Source organism: Bacteroides sp. OF03-11BH (assembly GCF_003604005.1).
Classification (GTDB): domain Bacteria; phylum Bacteroidota; class Bacteroidia; order Bacteroidales; family Bacteroidaceae; genus Bacteroides; species Bacteroides ovatus.
In genome coordinates this window covers 1-20,138 of record NZ_QTMW01000033.1, presented here as the reverse complement: position 1 = coordinate 20,138, position 20,138 = coordinate 1, and the positions used below count along the sequence as shown (strand labels likewise).

The window sequence follows — 20,138 nt, the reverse complement described above, 5'->3', positions numbered from 1 at the left end:
AACTAATATACAATGATGGACGCTCATGACACTAATCAACCCTTGAACCAAGGGGAATTAGAAGAAGAAAAGAAAACAGTCGAGGTTTCTGAAGCTATTACAGAGACTCCGGCTGAAGATGTTACTGCCGAAGTTCAACCTGAAGCAGCTCCTAAACCTGCCACTAAGGAAGATGTACTAAACCAGCTAAAAGAGCTTGCGCAAGACGCTGAAAATGCGAACAAGCAGGATATTGACAATCTGAAACAATCATTCTACAAGTTACATAATGCCGAGTTGGAAGCTGCTAAGGTACAGTTTACAGACAACGGTGGAAACATTGAAGATTTTGTTGCCGAAGAGGACCCGACGGAAGAAGAATTCAAACGCCTGATGGGGGTTATCAAGGAAAAACGCAGTAAACAGGTTGCCGAGTTGGAACGCCAGAAGGAAGAAAACCTGCAAGTGAAACTTTCCATTATTGAAGAACTGAAAGAATTGGTGGAATCCGGAGATGACGCCAACAAATCTTATACGGAGTTCAAGAAGCTGCAACAGCAATGGAATGACACAAAACTGGTGCCGCAAGGTAAAGTGAATGAACTTTGGAAAAACTATCAATTATATGTAGAGAAGTTCTACGATTTATTGAAACTGAACAATGAATTCCGCGAATATGACTTCAAAAAGAATCTAGAAATCAAAACGCATCTCTGCGAAGCTGCCGAAAAGTTGGCTGACGAGGAAGATGTTGTTTCCGCTTTCCACCAACTTCAGAAGTTGCATCAGGAGTTCCGCGATACAGGTCCGGTAGCCAAAGAACTGCGTGATGAAATCTGGAATCGGTTTAAAGCAGCTTCTACCGCTGTCAACCGCCGCCATCAGCAGCACTTTGAATCGCTGAAAGAAGCCGAACAGCATAATTTGGATCAAAAGACCGTCATCTGCGAAATCGTTGAAGCGATTGAGTATGATGAACTGAAAACATTCTCTGCCTGGGAAAACAAGACCCAGGAAGTGATTGCCCTGCAAAACAAATGGAAAACCATTGGTTTTGCGCCCCAAAAGATGAATGTGAAGATCTTCGAGCGTTTCCGCCATGCCTGCGATGATTTCTTCAAGAAGAAAGGAGAATTCTTCAAGAGTCTGAAAGAAGGAATGAACGAGAATCTGGAAAAGAAGAAAGCGCTCTGCGAAAAAGCGGAAGCCTTGAAAGACAGTACAGACTGGAAAGTAACTGCCGATGCACTGACCAAACTTCAAAAAGAATGGAAGACCATCGGACCGGTTGCCAAGAAACACTCGGATGCTATCTGGAAACGGTTTATCACAGCTTGCGACTACTTCTTCGAACAAAAGAACAAAGCTACTTCTTCACAACGCTCCGTAGAAACAGAGAATATGGAAAAGAAGAAAGCGTTGATCGAGAAGTTATCCGCTATTGATGAAAGCATGGATACCGAAGAAGCAAGTACCTTGGTTCGGGATTTAATGAAAGAGTGGAACTCTATCGGTCATGTGCCGTTCAAAGAAAAAGATAAGTTATACAAGCAGTATCACGGAATCATCGATCAGCTATTCGACCGCTTTAACATCAATGCTTCCAACAAGAAGTTAAGTAGCTTCCGTTCGAATATCAGCAATATTCAGGGAAGCGGCACTCAATCTCTGTACAGAGAACGCGAAAAGCTGGTACGTACTTATGAGAATATGAAGAATGAGCTTCAGACTTATGAGAACAATCTAGGCTTCCTGACTTCTACTTCTAAGAAAGGCAGCAGCCTGCTGACTGAATTGAACCGCAAGGTAGATAAGTTGAAAGCAGACTTGGAACTGGTATTACAAAAGATCAAAGTAATCGATGAATCAATAAAAGCAGAAGAATAAGAGTTCTGCCCGATTTAGAAAAATTAGAAACAGGTTTTATACTCACTTGAGCTATAAAACCTGTTTTTCTTTTCTACTAAACAAGACGACAGCCAGTTTAAGGATTTATTCTTTATCAATCAACCGCACGGCTTTTCATAAGATTAGCATTTTTCGAACTATCAACGTGCATTCGTGTCACCGAATTAGCCACCGAATTAGCGTCAACTTTTTTCGGATGGTATTTGTCAAAGCACAAAAAAACCCGCTAAAATTGCATTTTTAGCGGGTTTTTGTCAGTAAAAAGCTGGTGTTTTGTTGGGCTACCTGCCCTCAAACTTTAATTCCTTTATAGTCTCATTCATAATGAATTAACAGCTTCCTATTTTCGTAGTGTCACCGAATTAGACACCGACTTTGGCAAAAACCCTCTTTTAATATCCCATTGAGGATTCAAGTTTTGTAATACAAAGGTATCGTTTTTAATCGGATAAACCTAATTAAAGTGACAAATAACGATAAATATCGCATTTAATTTATTAACTTCACAGCGTAAAAAATATAAATTATGCAAAATAACAGGTATCAGAATTCTTATATTAAAGGCTTAAAAAGAAATGTTATCAATAATACCATAGCAGGAATCGTTATAGCAGGAATAATATTCATTATACAACTGATAGGAGGCTGCGAACAACCGGAAATAACTCATCGAAAAACTCTCATTGACAGCCTGCAAATAAACACGAATGATGAAATTAATGACTGGGACACAGACACCACCATCTACCATACAACCACTAAACCAACTAAATAAAACATTTTTCTTGCTAAATAATCAACCTATAAGTTTATTATCTCGTTATTTTTGCGTATCTTTGTCTTACTATAAAACAAGGAGATATGACATTTGACGACATTACTGGAGATAGAAAATTATGGGCTGTACACTTTGAAGGCGAGGATGATAACGAACTTTATAAGGTGTTCAACAACTGGGCGGACGTGGTTTGGCTACGTGCTTTCTTCAAGGAGAACATTGACGACTTGAACGCCTACTTTAAAATAACAGACATAAAAGAAGCTATCAGCGATACGATTGAAGATAGTGAACGCCTTCGATACATCATAATGGACATCTCCCCGGAAACCGATTTAAGCAAAATATTCCGCCCGCTGGACAACAACCAGGCTTCGGATGTGATGCTGCAAAAAGAAAAGGCCCGGTTAAAACGTAAATACGGTCACTCGTCATGGCTCCGGCTATACGCTATCAAATTGATTCAAGGCAACTACATCATCACCGGAGGCGCCATCAAGCTGACGGCTACGATGCAGGAAAGAGAGCACACCAGGCAGGAACTTGTGAAAATAGACAAAGTCCGACGCTACCTGCTGGAAGAAGGAATTATTGATGACGAAGGGTTTATAGAGTATATTAGTGAATTATAATTTGGGAGGAATAGTATGGAAAATAGTATGAAATCTATCGCACAAAGGCTTGAAGAACATTCTTCTCCAACGCCTTCGAAATGGCGTGAGCTGTTTGACTTCCTTGAAACAAACAAGTCTTGGCTCCGACATTCGCAAAATATTGCCATGCTGATGCTGGACAGGATGGAAGAATTAGGAATGAGCCAAAAGCAATTGGCTGAAAAAATGAATTGCAGCCCGCAATACATTTCAAAGGTGTTGAGAGGACGGGAGAACCTTTCACTCGAAACTTTGACCAAGATTGAAAACGCACTGGAAATCTCGATTATCAAAGAGGAACCGATGGCTGTATAGCTCACCCCGGCTGCAGTAGGAAAGATTTGCTATCAGATTTTTCCGGATCAACTACTGCAGCTCGGGAATAGTGCTAGCAAATGTTTCGTCCTGGAAGAAGCCGGCTGCCGGATTCTGCTAGCAGTTGGCAGGGGATAACAGGTTGATGAAGCCGGGATCCTGCCAGGTATGTGCTAGCAAACTGGAAAAAAGTCATGCTTGAAACTTTTCGTCTGATTGCTCACCGTGCCGCCGTGTGGTTCGTGGCAATGCGTGCAGCGGGAATACCGCCACCCACAAAGCCCCGCTCCCCACAGCAGCACTCCGTCAGTGTTTAATCGGAACATTCCTTCACCGGCAGCGTATCTCGGACGTTCAGTGTTTCTGTGCACCGTGCCGCTTTCCTTGCTTTCCCGTAGCCGTCGGACTGGCGCAAAGAAAGCCGCCCTACGGCAGTGTTTCTATGGGACATTCTTGGGGAAAGTTTCTTTAAAGTTACTCCGGTGTATAATAGTCGAGGCTTGCCAAGTGGGTGATTACAGAAGTTACTACCGTCTTATATCCGGCTCCGGTTGCCGCTCCCTCACTTGCCGAATACAGCAAAGGAAGCAGCACCCTATGCGATGGGCACCCTTTCGGATGATATCCTTAGCGGAATGTAATCCCTTGCGGCACGGGTGACAGCTGCGATGCCCGGTGCGGTTTCGCTCCGCCCGGCACTAACGCCGGGACTAAGGCGAGAATCCGCTACCTCTTTTCGTCTGACTATAGGAACGGGCTGTTAGTCAGGAGTGCAGCCCTGCGGTGCGGGGTTCCCGTATTTTATGATTGAGCGGGTTTGTCCGTTTGAACTAGAGGCGTCGAAAGCTTTCGCCGCCGTGCTGACGTGATGTTGCTAGCGCCGTGGTCTTCCGGTTTTTCTAGTGGAGTGCAGCTTTTGCGCAGGAAATCCGGAAGAGCAATTATGTTTAATTAGTCACAAAACCGTTCCGGATTTTGTGCTTTAATTCAACATAACAGCATCTTCCAAATATTCCTGCTGTTTGCGGGCTTTTCCGTTGTTTCAGGAACGGGCATAAAGTTACTCCGTTTAATGTCCACCCTTGCGGACTGCGCCCTGCGGAATGTAAACGCCACCACTGTGGCGGCAAGCCGCCACCCCGACCACACCCCTTAGTTACTCCTGCCTTTCCCGGTTTCCGGCAGGGTTTCCGACTTCTTGCGGGTTTCCTGTTCCTGCGGGCTGCGCCTGGCGGCGTGCCCGGCTGACTGTTTGCACCCTGCGGACAGTCTTTGCAGAATATCGGAGATTCCCGGCGGTCGGCTTCGCCGTCCGCTTCACGAAGCGGGGCAGACGCCCCGCCGAAAAGTTACGGACAAAAGAAATTCGTGACAATTGCCCGAATATCACAAATTTCCTCTGCCAACAAACATATATAACTATATCTACCAAGTATACAGGTGACAACCAGCCACTAAAAAGCCTATCTTTACATCTGTAAACCAACACTATAATTATGTATACCAACATGCACCAACAAAACAACTGCCAAAGTTTGACCAACCGTAGCTACGGTTTCAAAGAACTGGCCGTTCTCTATTTCCCGAATATTGCACCTGCGTCCGCTTCTATCCGCCTCAAACAGTGGATAAAGGACGACACCGAACTACTCGAAGCATTGCAAGAAACAAACTACCAGTTAAGTAACCGCATCCTCACCCCCAAACAAAAGGAACTGATAACCATCTCTTTCGGCTCACCCTTTTAAACCCTAGCGCAGCAGCTCCTACGGCTACAGCCCGAACCCTCTTCGCTAGGGGAACGCCCAGCGGCAAGGGGGAAGAGCACTTCCCCCGACAAGCGTCTCCCCCAAAGGGGGACGGAAGGGGGGTAGAACAAGAATACACAACTAAAAATCATCCACATAATCACCCACAAAAAACAATGATTAAACAAAGAAACATCACCCTGATTGTGGTGCACTGCACCGCATCCCGTTGCACAAGCAACCTCACCCCGGAAGCCCTCGACTCCATGCACAAACGCCAAGGCTTTGCCGAATGTGGCTATCACTATTACATCACCAAAGACGGAACAATACATCACATGCGCGACATCACCCATGTCGGCGCCCACGCCAAAGGCTACAACACTCCGTCGATAGGAGTTGCCTACGAAGGAGGCCTGGACGCTTCCGGACATGCCGCCGATACCCGCACCGACGCACAAAAACAAAGCCTTGAAACCCTTCTCCGCTTCCTGCTGCTCACCTACCACGGAGCAAAGATTTGCGGTCACCGCGACCTCTCGCCCGACCTCAACCACAACGGTACCATAGAACCCTGCGAGTACATCAAACAATGCCCCTGCTTCTGTGTCTCCGTCGAATACGGGTATTTAGCAGTGAACGGTGAGTGATGAACACGTAGATATACGCACGAAAGCGCAGCCACTAATCGGTAACCATTAACCGTTCATCGCTCTCTTCTACCTTTGCGGGAAACAATTAAAAAGGAGGTCATTATGAAACCATTTTGGAGAACGACGTTGAAGGTATTGAAAGTTATCGGTAAAATTTTTGTTTGGCTCACCGGGGCAGACAGTCCCGTGAAAGACGATGAAAAGAGAAACGATTAAGGAGTAAACTTTACGATCGGAGTGAAAACCCCTGTTTGGAGGGCTGCGGAATACAAACCGCAGCCCTTTTTTCATGTACATAATCGTATGATGAAACACGTATCATCACAGATAAGAACATACGTCCGCACGCCCACGCACGTATATGTAGATTTGCAACATTATTAATCATTAAAACACTAATTAACATGGCAATTACAATCAAACCCGCTTTGCGCAAGAATCCGCAGGACAAAGCCGCTGCAGCAAAATACTATGCGCAGGTAGTGCTCGCTCCGGAAATGAAACAAAAACAAATCGTTGACCAGATCGCAGACCGTTGTACACTGACCGGCTCTGACATCAAGGCAGTTCTTGACGCATTGATGGTCGTTATCAAGCGCAACCTCGCAAACGGTTCACCCGTCCGCCTGGGAGATCTCGGTTCATTCCGTCCTTCCGTTTCCGGTAAAGGTACCGAGGATGCCAGCAAGTGTGGAGCAAGCAGTGTGAAAAAAGCACGTGTCATCTATGTTCCTTCTGCTGAAATCAAGGAAGCCGTTTCAATGTATTCTTTCTCCAAGGCAGGAGCAAGCGCAGCGAACGAAGATGGCGAAGGAGGAGATGAGAAACCAAATCCGAAACCTGACGAAGGCGGCGGAGAAGCTCCAGACCCGGCAGCTTAAACAATGACCGGTAACGAAGAAAACGCCTGCTAGCGCATTATCCTCGTTTCGTACATCGCAAACAAACCAAGGAAAAAGCCCGATGAATGAGAAATCATTTCACCGGGCTTTTCATTTGCGGGTATTTGGTGAACGGAATATGCTTCTGAAAGTCTCATAGAAAACATCAGGAGTTTTTCAAAAAACGTCTGACGAAATAAAAAAAACGTCTGATGAATTTTTGAAAACAACTCGAAGGGTTTCAAGTACGTTTTTGCTTCTTTTCCGGCTGTTTTCGGGAGTTTTTACGTTTTATTCCCGTATGGTTCTATCCGTAAATAAACAGAATGACACAGACAGAAACGCAATTATCTATAAAGTGACGGGAAAGTATAAATGATAAGTTTGCTGTTTTACAGCGTATTTTTCCTCTTTTCTTCTACAAAGATAGGTCACGGCCGTCCGTCAGTCAAGAACCGCTACGCTATTTCAGATAAAAATATCCTGCGCTCCTACGTCGTGCGGTATTTTTATCTGAAATTTCTTGTCTGCCGTTCATCCATGCCCTTGGAGAGGTAGATGAAAAAAGGAAAAAAATGTGTTCCTGTGCAGTGTGGGGCGGATAAAAGCATGTATTAGTCTTAGGCCCAATATCCGCCGAAGTGATTGTGCCTGGTTACTTTGTCTAACTTCAATTGCTTGCGGCGAAACTTGTTGATTGCCCGTTTGAGCGATTTACGTCCCGATGTGCTGCAGTTCTTTTTTTTCATTCGGCATTGGTAGCAACGGCAGATACCAATACCTGTATGTGATTCTTTCATTTCTATTCTGTTTAATATAAGTTTTGAGAACTTACGTTTTTTACTATTTTATTTTGTGACATTTGCCCGATTGTCACGGATTTGTTATTTGCACTTTTCGGCGGGGCGCTTCGCCCCGCTTCATGGAGCGGACGGCGAAGCCGACCGCCGGGAATTTCCAATGTTCCGAAAGGCGTAAACAGTCAGCCGGGCACGCCGCCAGGCGCAACCCGCAGGAAGCACAAACACCCGCAACAGGTCAGAAAACCGCACGGCTCGGGAGTGGCAGAAGTAACTAAGGGGCGGTGGTCGGGGTGGCGGCTTGCCGCCATAGTGGTGGCGTTTCCACTCCGCATGGCTTTTTTCGCCTGGGGGCGGAAAAATAAAACAATCCATATTAAACATAACCACGCATTATGCACCCGACTTGCCTGAATGGCAAGGCGTGCGGGCATAATGACCCGTTATGTTGAATATCGCTACCCCTTTGTTTTTCTGCCGGTCTCTTTTTGGGTGTCCCCCAAAAAGGAAGACGGAAGGAAAACAATTGCTGTCACGGCGCACGCAGCATCACGTCTGTACGCGCCCGAAGGACGGCGAAGGGTGCTTACTTCCACAATACAAACTTGCTCAACCGTAAACCCGGGAACCCCGCACCGCAGGGCTGCACTCCTGGCTAACACTTCCGTTCCTATAGTCAGCCGAAAAGAGGTAGCGGATTCTCGCCATAGTCCCGGCGTTAGTGCCGGGCGGAGCGAAACCGCACCGGGCATCACAGCTGTCACCCGTTCCGCAGGGGATACCCTTCCGCAAGGGTTTCCACCGCATAGGCTGTCGCTTGTAGTCCGGCTGTGCCGGGGTGTGAGCGGAAGCCGGAGCCGTATGCGTCAGGCGGTAGTAACTTCCGTAATCACCCACTTTGCCAGCCTCGACTGTTACACACAGGAGTAACTTTTGGGAAGACTTCCCCCAAGAACGTTCCATAGAAACACTGTCAGAGGGCGGCTTTCTTTGCGCCCATTGGGTGGCTACGGGAAAGCAAGGAAAGCGGCACGGTGCACAGAAACACCGCCCGTCCGAGAAACGCTGCCGGTGAAGGAATATTGCTATTAAACACTGACGGAGTGCTGCTGCGGGGGACGGGGCTGTGTGGGCGGCGGTATTCCCGCTGCACGCATTGCCACGAACCACACGGCGGCACGGTGAGCAATCAGACGATAAGCCGCTCGCGAAAGTAATCCGCTTGGTTCGGCACTTGCCCATTACCTTCACTTGCTATCACATACCTGTCGGGATCCCGGCTCCATCAACCTGATATCCCCGTTAATTGCTAGCAAATTAGTTGCTCCGGAACGAACCGGGAACAAGAATCCGCTAGCACTTTTACGCAGCTCGAGTACACGATCCGGAAACATCTGCTAGCAAATATTTCATTGGCCAAGATCTTCCGGAGCGTATTTTGCTAGCAATCGTTTCCCCCTACTCTTTCTCCCTGCCCGCTTTCTCCAACCTGTCGAGTGCCGACAGAAAACCCCGCACTGCTTCGCCCTGCTCCCGATACTTTCGTTTCAGTTCTCCGTGTTCCTTCGCTTCCTGCTTGTAGTGGGTACAGAAACGGGGGTATTCCTTGACGACGTATTTAATCGCTTCGCTCCCGCTCTTCTTCCCAATGATGTCTTTGAGTATCTCCAGTTGGGCGGCTTCTTCGGCTGTCAGTCGCAAGGTGATCGTGCTTACTTTTTCGCTCATGATCGTTCACCCCCTCTCTTGCCGTCAGAGTTGGCTGGTTGAAGGGCTTGCGCCTGTTGCTGCTGGTTCATCACTTCCGCCCGTCGGTATGCTTCCGCATACGTCTGGCAGTGTATTCCGTATCTCTCGATAGTGACGCCCGCGGCTGTCACTTCGTGCGCCACGCACCACCCTGTACGCATTTTGCGGGGGTAGTAGAGCGGCGTCTTGTTTTTATCTTCACTCATAACTGTGTGGCTTACGCCGTTTTTTGCAATTCGTTTTTCTTCGCTTTTTTCAACCGTGACCTGATGAAACAGCTCACCGAAAGAATCCGCCCTTTCGATCGTCGTATTTCCCGTATAACCTCTTGCAGGACATCTTCTTTGCCTTTCGCCTCTCCGCATAATTCGTCCATGTCGTAGCTCGGCACGCCGATACCCGACAGCATCTGCCTGACGTTATGAACGCCCTCTTTCACCTCATCCGTATGCTCTTCCATCATCCGCAGGCGTCCCGTCTTCACCAGTCCCCACAAGGCGGGCAACACCTCTCCGGTGAACGAATAACGTCCGCCGCTCGCCTTCAACTCTTCAATCAGTTGCCATATCGGGCTGTCGTCCAGGGCAATATTTTCTATCATCAGAACCTTACGGATATCTCCTTTCGAACACCCCAGATTGTAGCAGGTTTCACCCAGCCGCTGCAACTTCAAACGGTATTCTTCGCCATGTTCCGGACGTTTCCCGCAGGATTCTGCGGAAACATTTCCCCTATTCCCGTCCGGAGAGAGTGAAACTTTGTCCTCATCATCCCTTGCCGGCGGAATAGTCCGGGGGATAGAGGGGGAATTTTCTTTACTTTCTTTTTCTTTGTGCCGTTTTTCCGCAGAATTCCGCGGAGTTTCCGGAATTTCCGCAGAACTCTGCGGAATAATGACGCCGGAAGATATTCCGGCAGTGATTACGGTTTCTTTTCCGATATCGGTTGCGGTCTGTTTTCCGGTATCCAGTTTGGGAGAACCATAAACTGTTTTTCCGGTTTTCGTCTCAATTTCCTGACCGGAGAAAAGAGGTAGCGGCGCACCTGTCACACCGGAAGCCACGTCTTGTATCTCGACAAGCCGTATATCTTCCGGTATTACAATCTTCTTCTTGGCTCTCCGGCAGATTTCGAGATATCTCTGCTGAATATCTACGGAAGTAAGTACATGATTCGTATGCCAGGTAATGGTGTCGAACAATTCCACTTCCGTGCAATATTCAATGATTTTTTCTACCCGTTGCTCTTCAATGCCCCAGTATTCGGAAACATCAAAAAGCTGGTCGTCCGTGAAACGGATATAACAGCCTTCAACCCGGTATATCTCGTTTTGGATATACTGGTACACTGCATACCCTTCGCAGCCGTACCGCTTCTTCAGGCGTTTTACCTTGATGTCCTGAAAGCGGTCGGTTTCCGCCTGATAATATGATAATCCTGTTTTTGCCATTTTCGCTAGATTCTTCTACTGTAATTGGATGCGAGGTAATTCATGATTTCTTCTTTGCTGTAGAGAAATATCCCACCCAGTTTGTAGAATGGGATTGCGTGCTCCGCACGCATGTTCCTTAACGTTGAGTTGCTGATGTTGAGCAATTTGCATACATCCGTGGAGCGGATGAACACGGCATCTTCCGGAACAGTTTCGAGTGTGACGGGTTCCACGGGTTTGTACTTCGGTTTTCCGGTGGCTTTCTCCTTTTGGGGTTCCACGACTGCTTTTTCAGATTCCTTTTCAGGTTTCACGATTCTCATGCTGTTGGTTTCTGTTTTCATGATTTTGTTTTTTATGTGAGTTAATTATCAGGGGTTAACCGGCTGTTTATCCATGCAGGTGAAAGCTACCCGGTCGAGGTCTTTCAGTTGGCTGCTGTCGAGGGCGTAGATGGTTTTTATAATCCACCCTTTCAGGACGATTTCCCGGTGTCCTTCCCTGTTGGCGTAGTGATGCAGCGCGCGGGTGACTGCATCCTTCATTTCCTGTCCGGAAATGAGGCTCTTCTCGTATGCTATCATGCTATCGACAGCTTTCTGCTCCAGTTCTTCCTGGCTGATGGTTGCGGTTGTTTTCATCCGTTTACGGCTTTATTATCTGGTGATTTTTGAGATTCCTTTCTGGTGTACAATTCTTTGAGGGCCGCCATGTCGTCCATGACTTTCGTGTCCAGAATCTTAGCGTAGATTTGCGTCGTCTTGATGCTGGTATGTCCCAACATTTTTGACACAGTTTCAATCGGTATGCCGTGAGACAGGGTGATAGTGGTGGCAAAAGTGTGTCGGGCCATGTAAGTAATATTTAGAAATGCAATAAAAAACAGAATGACGATAATTAAACGTAAAACGTTTATAATTAAGCATTTTGCGAGAATTGCAGAACAGACAGACCTGCAAAAGAAAACAAAATATTGCGACGTTTCAGTTACCAGACTGTTAGCCGCCTGTTTCGGAAACGACGGCAGGTAACCGAATTTTTACCGATAAGAACAAAGCGGATTTGTATTCACTGTTTCTCAATGTTTTGCATGCCAAAGGACGCTTTTCAAAGGAGTATTTTTACAACCTAAAAAAGAGCGTTATGAAAGTGGAAAAATTCAAGGTGCTGCTCTACCTGAAAAAGAGCGAGCCGGACAAGACCGGCAAAGCCCCGATCATGGGACGGATCACCCTCAACCGCACGATGGCGCAGTTCAGCTGCAAGCTCTCCTGCACCCCCGGGCTGTGGAACGCGCGTGAGAGCCGGCTGAACGGCAAGAGCCGGGAAGCGGTGGAGACCAATGAAAAAATAGAAAGACTGCTGCTTGCCGTACACTCGGCCTTCAATTCCCTCATGGAAAGAAAAAGGGATTTCGATGCCGCCGCGGTCAGGGACATGTTCCAGGGCAATGCGGGCATGCAGATGACCCTGCTCAAACTTCTCGACCGGCATAACGGGGAAATGAAGGCCCGTGTCGGTGTGGACCGTGCGCCCACCACACTCTCGACCTACCTCTTCACCTACCGCACGCTTTCCGAATTCATCAAGGCGAAATTCAAGGTTCCGGACCTTGTCTTCGGGCAGCTCAACGAGCAGTTCATCCGCGACTATCAGGATTTCATCCTTCTGGAAAAGGGATATGCCGTGGACACGCTTCGCGGCTACCTGGCCATCTTGAAAAAGATCTGCCGCATCGCCTACAAGGAGGGCCACTCGGAGAAATACCATTTCTGCCACTTCAAGCTGCCCAAGCAGAAGGAGACAACACCGAAAGCACTCAGCCGTGAGAATTTCGAGAAGCTGCGTGATCTGGAGATACCGGAAAAACGCAGGTCACATGTCATCACCCGGGACCTCTTCCTCTTCGCCTGTTACACCGGCACCGCCTATGCCGATGCGGTAAGCATCACCCGGAAGAACCTCTTCCGGGATGACGAGGGCAGCCTCTGGCTGAAATACCAGCGAAAGAAAACCGACTACCTCGGACGTGTCAAGCTGCTTCCGGAAGCCGTCGCGTTGATTGAGAAATACCGGGACGATACCCGCGAGACTCTTTTCCCGCCGCAGGACTACCACACGCTCAGGGCCAATATGAAATCCCTGCGCCTGATGGCAGGGCTGAGCCAGGACCTTGTCTACCACATGGGACGGCATTCTTTCGCCTCGCTGGTCACGCTCGAGGAGGGAGTGCCGATAGAGACCATCTGCAAAATGCTGGGACACTCCAACATAAAGACCACCCAGATATACGCGCGCGTAACCCCGAAGAAGCTGTTCGAGGACATGGACAGGTTCGTCGAGGCAACCCGCGATTTGAAACTTATCCTTTAATCCCTAAACAATCATTATCATGCGCAGTACATTCAAGCTCTTATTCTACATCAACCGTAACAAGGTGAAATCGGACGGCACGACCGCCGTCCTCTGCCGGATCAGCATCGACGGAAAGAAATCGGCAGTCACGACAGGCGTCTATTGCAAACCCGGGGACTGGGACAGCAAGAAGTGTGAAATCAAAACAGCCAGGGAGAACAACCGCCTTGCCGCCTTCCGCAGCCGGTTGGAAGAGGCGTACGGGAACCTGCTGAGGAACCAGGGAGTGGTCACGGCCGAACTGCTCAAGACCACCGTGTCAGGCGCCAATTCCGTACCGGAATACCTCCTGCAGGCCGGAGAGGTGGAACGCGAACGGCTCAGGGTCCGCTCCAAGGAGATCAACTCCACTTCCACCTACCGCCAGTCGAAGACCACCCAGCTCAACCTCAGGCAGTTCATCGAATCCCGCGGGATGAAGGACATCGCCTTTTCGGACATCACCGAGGAGTTCGCCGAATCGTTCAAGGTCTTTCTCAAGAAGGAGCTGGGACACAGGAACGGACACGTGAACCACTGCCTGTGCTGGCTCAACCGGCTCATCTACATCGCCGTGGACCGGGAAATACTAAGAGGCAATCCGATAGAGGACGTGGCATACGAGAGGAAAGAAACACCTAAACTAAGGCATATCAGCCGCAGTGAACTGAAGCGGATGATGGAAACCCCGCTGCCCGACCCGATGATGGAGCTGGCACGCAGGACGTTCATCTTCTCCTCGCTGACCGGTCTGGCCTACGCGGATACGAGGGCTCTCCATCCCCGTCACATCGGAACGACTTCGGAAGGAAGAAGGTATATCCGCATCCGCCGCGCCAAAACGGACGTGGAGGCGTTCATCCCGCTGCATCCCATAGCCGGACAGATACTGGAGCTTTACAACACCACGGATGACGACAGGCCGGTATTCCCGCTGCCGGTCCGCGACGTCCTCTGGTATGAGGCACATGGAATGGGCGTGGCATTAGGCATGAAAGAGAACCTGTCCTACCACATGGCCCGGCATTCGTTCGGGACCCTGACACTGACCGCAGGTATTCCGATAGAGAGCATCGCCAGGATGATGGGCCACACGAACATCGACAGCACGCAGGTCTACGCCCAGGTCACCGACCGGAAGATATCCTCGGACATGAACCGGCTGATGGAAAGAAGAAAGCCCGCGGCCGGCAAGGAAGCCGCAGGCTAAATAAAAACTGCCGCCGGAATCGTAAATGCAATTCCGGCGACAATCCTTAAACTTAAATACGATATTATACCAATGCAGGGTGATAGTTCTCCTCCAGCAGCCTCTCGATGTCCGACTGCCTGTACAGGATCTTCCCGCCAAGCTGGATATAGGGAATCCGTCCTTGGTCCCTGTAATCCTGCAGGCACCTGCGGCTGATCTTCAACATCCCGGAAAGCTCCCTGTCGGTCAGGAACCGTTCCCCGTTGAAGGGAGGACGGTTGTCACGGGCAAGACGTTCCACTTTTTTCTCCATGTCGTCCAGCAGGGCAAAGAACCTGCGGACACGTTCGTTCTCCTTGTCGATAATGCCTTCCATCTCTTCCGCTCTTTAAAGGTTTCCGTTCTTCCTTCTTTCTCTCACCTCCTTCTCCTTGCGTCTGATGCCGACGTAGACCATCAACTTCTCCACATCCCCGGGCTTGTAATAGAACTTGCGCTGGAGGCGGGTGAACGCCAGCCGTCCGGTATCGCGGAGAGTCTGCAGGGTACGCGGCGAGATGTCAAGGCGCAGGCAGACATCCTGGCCGTCCAGTCACTCTCCGGGTTCCTTACAGCGGTTTCTCTCATACAATCTGTCCACACGTGCGGACAGGTTCTCGGCGCGCGCCAGCATCCTCTCAAGGACACCGGCCTCGATGTAGCATATTTCCATATTTTCAACTCGTTTAAATATCAGTGCGAATATAAGGGAAGAAACCATGAGAGGCAAGCACGACCGGCACACTGGCAGGAATAGTCATGGATAGTCGGTTTTTGTCATATGGGAAGGAAAAAGAAAGCCGAAGCAGGTCTGGATCCACTACCCCCTTTGGGTATGTGAAAGGAACGTTGTGGTGAAAGAAAAAACTCCTTTTCACACATGGATGAGGCAATGCCGGAAGTCCGGCAATAAAAAATGTGGCTTCTCTATCCGGGTAAATGCCATGATTACAGACTTCTTCCTGTTCCTATACCATCAGGTCGGTTACCTTCAGGTTAACAACTTATCCAACCTGTGATAGATCCGGATGTGAAAAGATTACTTTGGCTGGCTATTACAATATAATAAGTAGAATCATGTCAAATCTACTGCTGCTATTGTTTGTTGATAATGGCTGGCAGTAGAACAAACTTTCGTTAAACCAATACGTTCATTCTTTATTATCAAGTTTTTAGACTACCTTTGTATTTTATTAACTCATTTACCAAACATTATGGGACTACTCAAACCGAATCAAGTTTTGAACAAAGCATATAGACAGGTTGCGATTGAAACAACAGATTTTGACTTATTCAAAAATGCCCTTCGCACATTGAGAGACAATATTGTGGATGGGCAAAGAGAACACACGCAAAAAGAACATTTACGTAATTTTCTGAGTGAAACGTTCTACAAGCCATACTACATGGCTCCCGAAGAAGATATTGATTTGGCTATCCGATTGGATAAAACTATCAAGTCCAATATAGGGTTATTGATTGAAGTAAAGAGTACCACCAACAAAGGTGAGATGATTTCTAATGACAATCTTAATCGTAAGGCTTTGCAGGAATTATTGCTATACTATCTTAAAGAACGTGTCAATAAGAAGAACAATGATATTAAATATCTCATCGCTACTAATATTCATGAATTCTTTATTTTTGATGCCCATGAGTTTGAACGCAAATTCTATCAGAACAAACAATTACGTCGTGAGTTTCAAGACTTTGTGGATGGACGCAAAACCAGTAACAAAACCGATTTCTTCTATACTGAAATTGCAACAACCTATATTGAGGAGGTGAAAGATAGCCTTGAATACACTTACTTCAACTTACAAGACTATCAACACCTGCTTGATAGAACAGACAGTAGCGCTTCACGCAAACTTATCGAACTTTATAAGATATTCAGCGATACACATCTTTTGAAGCTATCGTTCCAAAATGACAGCAATTCGCTCAACCGTGGATTCTACACTGAGCTGCTACACATTATTGGTATTGAGGAACGCAAAGAGAATAATAAAACCGTGATTGTACGCAAAGCTGTGGAACGGCGTGACGAGGCTTCATTACTAGAGAATACTATTAACCAACTGGATGCAGAAGATTGTTTGCGTCACATAAATGGTCGTTTGTATGGGAATGATTATGAGGAACGGTTATTCAATGTTGCAATGGAATTGTGTATTACTTGGATGAATCGTATCCTTTTCTTGAAACTGTTGGAGGCTCAGATGTTGAAATACCACAATGGAGATGCAATCTATAAATTTCTTTCAATAACTAAGATTCATGACTATGATGATCTCAACACACTCTTTTTCCAAGTGCTTGCACGTGACATGGGCAGCCGCACACACTCCATTATGCGTGATTTTGCTTACGTTCCCTATCTTAACAGTTCTCTTTTCGAGGTGACAGATTTGGAAAGTAAAACAATTAAGATAAACAGCCTTTCACAACGTACGGTACTTCCTGTCTTGGCGAGTAGCGTATTACGAAATAAAAAACGCAATCTACAAGTCAACGCATTACCCACCCTGCAATATTTGTTTGCTTTTCTCGACGCTTATAACTTTGCGAGCGAAGGCAGTGAAGAAGTGCAAGAAGAGGCTAAAACACTCATCAATGCTTCTGTTTTAGGGCTTATATTCGAGAAAATAAATGGTCACAAGGATGGTTCAGTATTCACTCCAGGCTTTATCACTATGTTCATGTGCCGTGAAGCAATCACCAAGACCGTGTTGCAAAAGTTTAATGGTTATTATGGCTGGAATTGTACCACCCGTATAGAACTATACAACCATATTGACAATATAGTCGAAGCTAATGAACTAATTAACAGTTTGCGACTGTGTGATCCAGCTGTTGGTTCGGGTCACTTTCTTGTGTCTGCTCTCAATGAACTGATACTCTTGAAATACGAATTAGGTATTTTGGTAGATGCTACCGGTAAGCGTATCCGCAAAGCGGACTATCAACTTGCCATTGAAAATGACGAGCTGATTGTTACCGATACCGAAGGTAATTTATTTGCTTACAACCCACTCAATGCGGAAAGTCGCCGCATGCAGGAAACTCTTTTCAAGGAGAAGCGTCAAATCATTGAGAACTGTTTATTTGGCGTTGATATTAACCCCAACTCTGTGAAGATTTGCCGCCTACGACTGTGGATTGAATTGTTGAAGAATGCTTACTATACGGCTGAAAGTAATTACACTTATTTAGAAACCTTACCAAATATCGACATTAACATCAAATGTGGAAATTCTTTGCTTCACCGATTCGCTTTGACAGACAGTATTCAGACCGTACTGCGAGAGTCTAGTATCAGCATCAGCCAATATAAGGAGGCTGTAGCTAAATATAAAAATGCCCAAAGTAAAAGCGAAAAGCAGGATTTGGAAACGTTTATAACAGAAATCAAGTCGAAACTGAAAACAGAGATCAACCGCCGGGATGCACGATTGGTTAGATTGAACAAACGCCGCTCTGAGTTGGCAAACTTACAAGCGCCTCAACTGTTTGAACCGACAAAAAAGGAAAAGAAAGCGTCGGACAAGCGCATTGCCGATTTAAAGAAAGAAATTGCGACTTTAGAAAATATATTTGAGGAAATACGCTCCAACAAAATTTATCTTGGTGCATTCGAATGGCGTATAGAGTTTCCAGAAGTACTCGATGCCGAAGGCAACTTCTTGGGATTTGACTGTATCATTGGCAATCCACCTTACATTCAGTTACAATCTATGGGTAAGAGTGCCGATGTATTAGAATGCATGGGTTACATAACTTATGCACGCACTGGTGATATTTACTGCCTCTTCTATGAGTTGGGTATGAACCTGCTTACTCCCAATGGTTTTCTTTGCTATATCACGTCTAATAAATGGATGCGTGCAGGGTATGGTGAAGCCTTGCGAGGTTATTTCGCAAGCAAGACCAATCCTATTATGTTGGTAGATTTTGCAGGTATAAAAATATTCGATGCAATAACGGTAGAAGCAAATATTCTTTTATCTCAAAAAGCAGCAAATATTTTTAACACACAAGCTTGTTTGGTACAAGATTCGAATGGCTTGAATAATTTGAGCGATTTCGTGCAGCAACAAGGCGTGAAGTGTAACTTTGCAGATTCTATCCCATGGGTGATATTGTCTCCCATTGAACAGAGCATCAAGCAGAAGATTGAGTCTGTGGGAATACCCTTGAAGGATTGGAACATCCAAATCAACTATGGGATAAAAACTGGTTTCAATGATGCTTTTATCATTTCTACCGAAAAGCGTGATGAGATACTAGCGAATTGTCAAACAGAAGATGAACGTGTTCGGACGGCTGAACTTATACGACCGATTCTTCGTGGCAGGGATATCAAGAGATATGAATATGAATGGGCGGACTTGTGGATTATAGCCACATTTCCTTCGCGGCATTATGATATAGAAAGTTATCCTGCGGTGAAAAATTATCTTCTGTCAATTGGCATAGAGCGTTTAGAACAAACAGGAGAAACTCATATTGTTAATGGCAAAAAAATAAAAGCCCGAAAGAAAACTAGTAACGAGTGGTTTGAAACACAAGATAGCATCAGTTATTGGGAGGATTTTTCTAAGCCAAAAATTGTATGGAAAATAATCGGAAACCAAATGGCTTTTGCATATGATGCCAACAATTATGTAATGAACAATGCCTGTTATATTATGACAGGCGATCATTTGGATTATCTGTTGGCAGTATTGAATTTTCCAATAACTGAAGTAACCTTCGTGTAATCATACGAGTCTGTGATTTCCTGCGTTTACGCAGTTTGCTATAAGCAAGATAGGCACGGCGTACATCAAGATACTTGTTACGGGGACGTTGTATGTGCAAGGTCTGGCAATGTTTGCACAGATGACGATGAAGCCATACAATACCTTCCCATAAGAGTTTGGTATCAGTAGGAAAACGCAGATGACTTTCATAACAGGTGGCATCGGTCATACAGACATGAAGGTTCTCAAGATAAGGTTTCCAATGCTCGGCAAGAATGAGCTGGAGGGGCTCAACGTCAAGGCGATGCGCTAGTTCCTGACGAATTGCACTAACGATTTTAGGATTGGTTAGTGGATGAAGCGGATCAATCTGAACACCACAAAACAACTGGTAATGAATATTACCGTTTAAATGCTCAATCAGTTGTGCATCGGAAAAGTTGGTATAGGACTTCAAGACCATCAAGGCTATTTTACCTTCGGGAGAAAAATAACTTTTACGACCCAAAGCAGAGGACTTCAAATGCATTTGTCGGGCCAGTTCCGAGAAAGGAAACAGAGCATGGAGGCGACCTAATTCACTCGTTGCAAAACTTTGACGATATTTTTTTAGCATATCGAACTCGGTAAAACCTAAACGAGGTTCGATTTCTGAGATTTTTTGTATCTTTACCATGTGTTTTTATTTTAGATTACCCCCGTTTTGGCCGTCAAACCGTTTTTTGGGGGGAATGCTTAAAGATACAAAAAAGGCAACTAACTCGCAATGAATTAGTTGCCTTAAATTTTATTATTTTAGGAATATCCCTGTTTTAATGATTGGTGGTAAGCATTCGAAGAAATGCACCTTTTACACTTTGAGGTTTGGTTGT

General features: G+C 46.4%; 23 protein-coding genes and 1 pseudogene. 11 read left to right on the top strand and 13 right to left on the bottom strand.

What is annotated here, in order from left to right:
* Window positions 1–12 precede the first annotated feature (12 nt).
* The 4 genes from DXA54_RS19840 (at window position 13) to DXA54_RS19825 (ending at window position 3,633) form a co-directional block, all read left to right on the top strand.
* A complete protein-coding gene (locus tag DXA54_RS19840; RefSeq protein ID WP_120080492.1) occupies window positions 13–1,866 on the top strand; it encodes a DUF349 domain-containing protein in 1,854 nt (617 codons plus the stop codon).
* Between the two features lie 547 nt (window positions 1,867–2,413).
* The gene (locus DXA54_RS19835) at window positions 2,414–2,662 is read left to right on the top strand and encodes a hypothetical protein (RefSeq protein ID WP_008650660.1); all 249 of its coding nucleotides are present in this window, start codon (window positions 2,414–2,416) and stop codon (window positions 2,660–2,662) included.
* A gap of 86 nt (window positions 2,663–2,748) precedes the next feature.
* Complete coding sequence (locus DXA54_RS19830; protein WP_004312090.1) at window positions 2,749–3,297, top strand: hypothetical protein; 549 nt, start codon at window positions 2,749–2,751, stop codon at window positions 3,295–3,297.
* 15 nt (window positions 3,298–3,312) lie between these two features.
* Window positions 3,313–3,633: a helix-turn-helix domain-containing protein gene (locus tag DXA54_RS19825; protein ID WP_008650659.1), complete on the top strand. Its 321-nt coding sequence runs from the start codon at window positions 3,313–3,315 to the stop codon at window positions 3,631–3,633.
* A gap of 313 nt (window positions 3,634–3,946) precedes the next feature.
* Here DXA54_RS19825 and DXA54_RS28250 read toward each other — a convergent pair whose 3' ends face one another.
* Both DXA54_RS28250 and DXA54_RS19815 read right to left on the bottom strand, forming a co-directional pair.
* The gene (locus tag DXA54_RS28250) at window positions 3,947–4,084 is read right to left on the bottom strand and encodes a hypothetical protein (protein ID WP_153882657.1); all 138 of its coding nucleotides are present in this window, start codon (window positions 4,082–4,084) and stop codon (window positions 3,947–3,949) included.
* A gap of 705 nt (window positions 4,085–4,789) precedes the next feature.
* A complete protein-coding gene (locus tag DXA54_RS19815; protein ID WP_032852938.1) occupies window positions 4,790–5,023 on the bottom strand; it encodes a hypothetical protein in 234 nt (77 codons plus the stop codon).
* Window positions 5,024–5,129: 106 nt separating this feature from the next.
* On the opposite strand from DXA54_RS19815, the gene DXA54_RS19810 reads away from it, so the two are divergent.
* From DXA54_RS19810 to DXA54_RS19795, 3 genes are all read left to right on the top strand, one after another.
* A complete protein-coding gene (locus tag DXA54_RS19810; protein ID WP_008650657.1) occupies window positions 5,130–5,381 on the top strand; it encodes a DUF4248 domain-containing protein in 252 nt (83 codons plus the stop codon).
* Window positions 5,382–5,557: 176 nt separating this feature from the next.
* On the top strand, window positions 5,558–6,031 hold the full coding sequence (locus DXA54_RS19800) for an N-acetylmuramoyl-L-alanine amidase (protein WP_008650656.1): 474 nt from the start codon (window positions 5,558–5,560) through the stop codon (window positions 6,029–6,031).
* Window positions 6,032–6,438: 407 nt separating this feature from the next.
* Window positions 6,439–6,915: an HU family DNA-binding protein gene (locus DXA54_RS19795; protein ID WP_004312083.1), complete on the top strand. Its 477-nt coding sequence runs from the start codon at window positions 6,439–6,441 to the stop codon at window positions 6,913–6,915.
* A 620-nt stretch (window positions 6,916–7,535) separates the two neighbouring features.
* Here DXA54_RS19795 and DXA54_RS19785 read toward each other — a convergent pair.
* The 8 genes from DXA54_RS19785 to DXA54_RS19750 form a co-directional block, all read right to left on the bottom strand.
* Entirely contained in the window at window positions 7,536–7,715 is a 180-nt protein-coding gene (locus tag DXA54_RS19785; protein WP_008650648.1) for a hypothetical protein, read from the bottom strand.
* 609 nt (window positions 7,716–8,324) lie between these two features.
* A complete protein-coding gene (locus DXA54_RS28590) occupies window positions 8,325–8,957 on the bottom strand; it encodes a hypothetical protein (RefSeq protein WP_008650646.1) in 633 nt (210 codons plus the stop codon).
* Between the two features lie 216 nt (window positions 8,958–9,173).
* On the bottom strand, window positions 9,174–9,443 hold the full coding sequence (locus DXA54_RS19775) for a hypothetical protein (protein ID WP_004310978.1): 270 nt from the start codon (window positions 9,441–9,443) through the stop codon (window positions 9,174–9,176).
* On the bottom strand, window positions 9,440–9,670 hold the full coding sequence (locus DXA54_RS19770; RefSeq protein WP_004310979.1) for a hypothetical protein: 231 nt from the start codon (window positions 9,668–9,670) through the stop codon (window positions 9,440–9,442). The genes DXA54_RS19775 and DXA54_RS19770 overlap by 4 nt, the downstream gene beginning before the upstream one ends.
* A gap of 11 nt (window positions 9,671–9,681) precedes the next feature.
* A complete protein-coding gene (locus DXA54_RS19765; protein WP_008650637.1) occupies window positions 9,682–10,914 on the bottom strand; it encodes a DUF4373 domain-containing protein in 1,233 nt (410 codons plus the stop codon).
* Window positions 10,915–10,919: 5 nt separating this feature from the next.
* Entirely contained in the window at window positions 10,920–11,240 is a 321-nt protein-coding gene (locus DXA54_RS19760) for a helix-turn-helix domain-containing protein (protein WP_004310981.1), read from the bottom strand.
* A 27-nt stretch (window positions 11,241–11,267) separates the two neighbouring features.
* On the bottom strand, window positions 11,268–11,537 hold the full coding sequence (locus DXA54_RS19755) for a hypothetical protein (protein ID WP_008650634.1): 270 nt from the start codon (window positions 11,535–11,537) through the stop codon (window positions 11,268–11,270).
* Entirely contained in the window at window positions 11,534–11,833 is a 300-nt protein-coding gene (locus tag DXA54_RS19750) for a tyrosine-type recombinase/integrase (protein WP_050428298.1), read from the bottom strand. Before DXA54_RS19750 ends, DXA54_RS19755 begins: the two co-directional genes overlap by 4 nt.
* 206 nt (window positions 11,834–12,039) lie before the next feature.
* Between DXA54_RS19750 and DXA54_RS19745 the strand changes: the two genes are divergently transcribed.
* Together DXA54_RS19745 and DXA54_RS19740 are read left to right on the top strand one after the other, a co-directional pair.
* Entirely contained in the window at window positions 12,040–13,269 is a 1,230-nt protein-coding gene (locus DXA54_RS19745) for a site-specific integrase (protein WP_004311259.1), read from the top strand.
* A 19-nt stretch (window positions 13,270–13,288) separates the two neighbouring features.
* Window positions 13,289–14,500 carry a site-specific integrase gene (locus DXA54_RS19740; RefSeq protein WP_008768946.1) on the top strand — a complete coding sequence of 404 codons (1,212 nt, stop codon included), beginning with the start codon at window positions 13,289–13,291 and terminating at the stop codon, window positions 14,498–14,500.
* Between the two features lie 64 nt (window positions 14,501–14,564).
* On the opposite strand, the gene DXA54_RS19735 is transcribed toward DXA54_RS19740, so the two are convergent.
* Window positions 14,565–14,858: a helix-turn-helix domain-containing protein gene (locus DXA54_RS19735; protein WP_004311261.1), complete on the bottom strand. Its 294-nt coding sequence runs from the start codon at window positions 14,856–14,858 to the stop codon at window positions 14,565–14,567.
* Between the two features lie 12 nt (window positions 14,859–14,870).
* Window positions 14,871–15,074, bottom strand: a complete 204-nt coding sequence (locus DXA54_RS19730) for a helix-turn-helix domain-containing protein (RefSeq protein WP_032849094.1) — start codon at window positions 15,072–15,074, stop codon at window positions 14,871–14,873.
* A 301-nt stretch (window positions 15,075–15,375) separates the two neighbouring features.
* On the opposite strand from DXA54_RS19730, the gene DXA54_RS19720 reads away from it, so the two are divergent.
* Window positions 15,376–15,540 carry a hypothetical protein gene (locus tag DXA54_RS19720; RefSeq protein WP_005651720.1) on the top strand — a complete coding sequence of 55 codons (165 nt, stop codon included), beginning with the start codon at window positions 15,376–15,378 and terminating at the stop codon, window positions 15,538–15,540.
* 195 nt (window positions 15,541–15,735) lie between these two features.
* Entirely contained in the window at window positions 15,736–19,284 is a 3,549-nt protein-coding gene (locus DXA54_RS19715; RefSeq protein WP_004311263.1) for an Eco57I restriction-modification methylase domain-containing protein, read from the top strand.
* On the opposite strand, the pseudogene DXA54_RS19710 reads toward DXA54_RS19715, so the two are convergent.
* Window positions 19,256–19,942, bottom strand: a pseudogene (locus DXA54_RS19710) (transposase); the annotation flags it as partial. The gene DXA54_RS19715 and the pseudogene DXA54_RS19710 sit on opposite strands and share 29 nt — an antisense overlap.
* Between the last annotated feature and the right edge of the window lie 196 nt (window positions 19,943–20,138).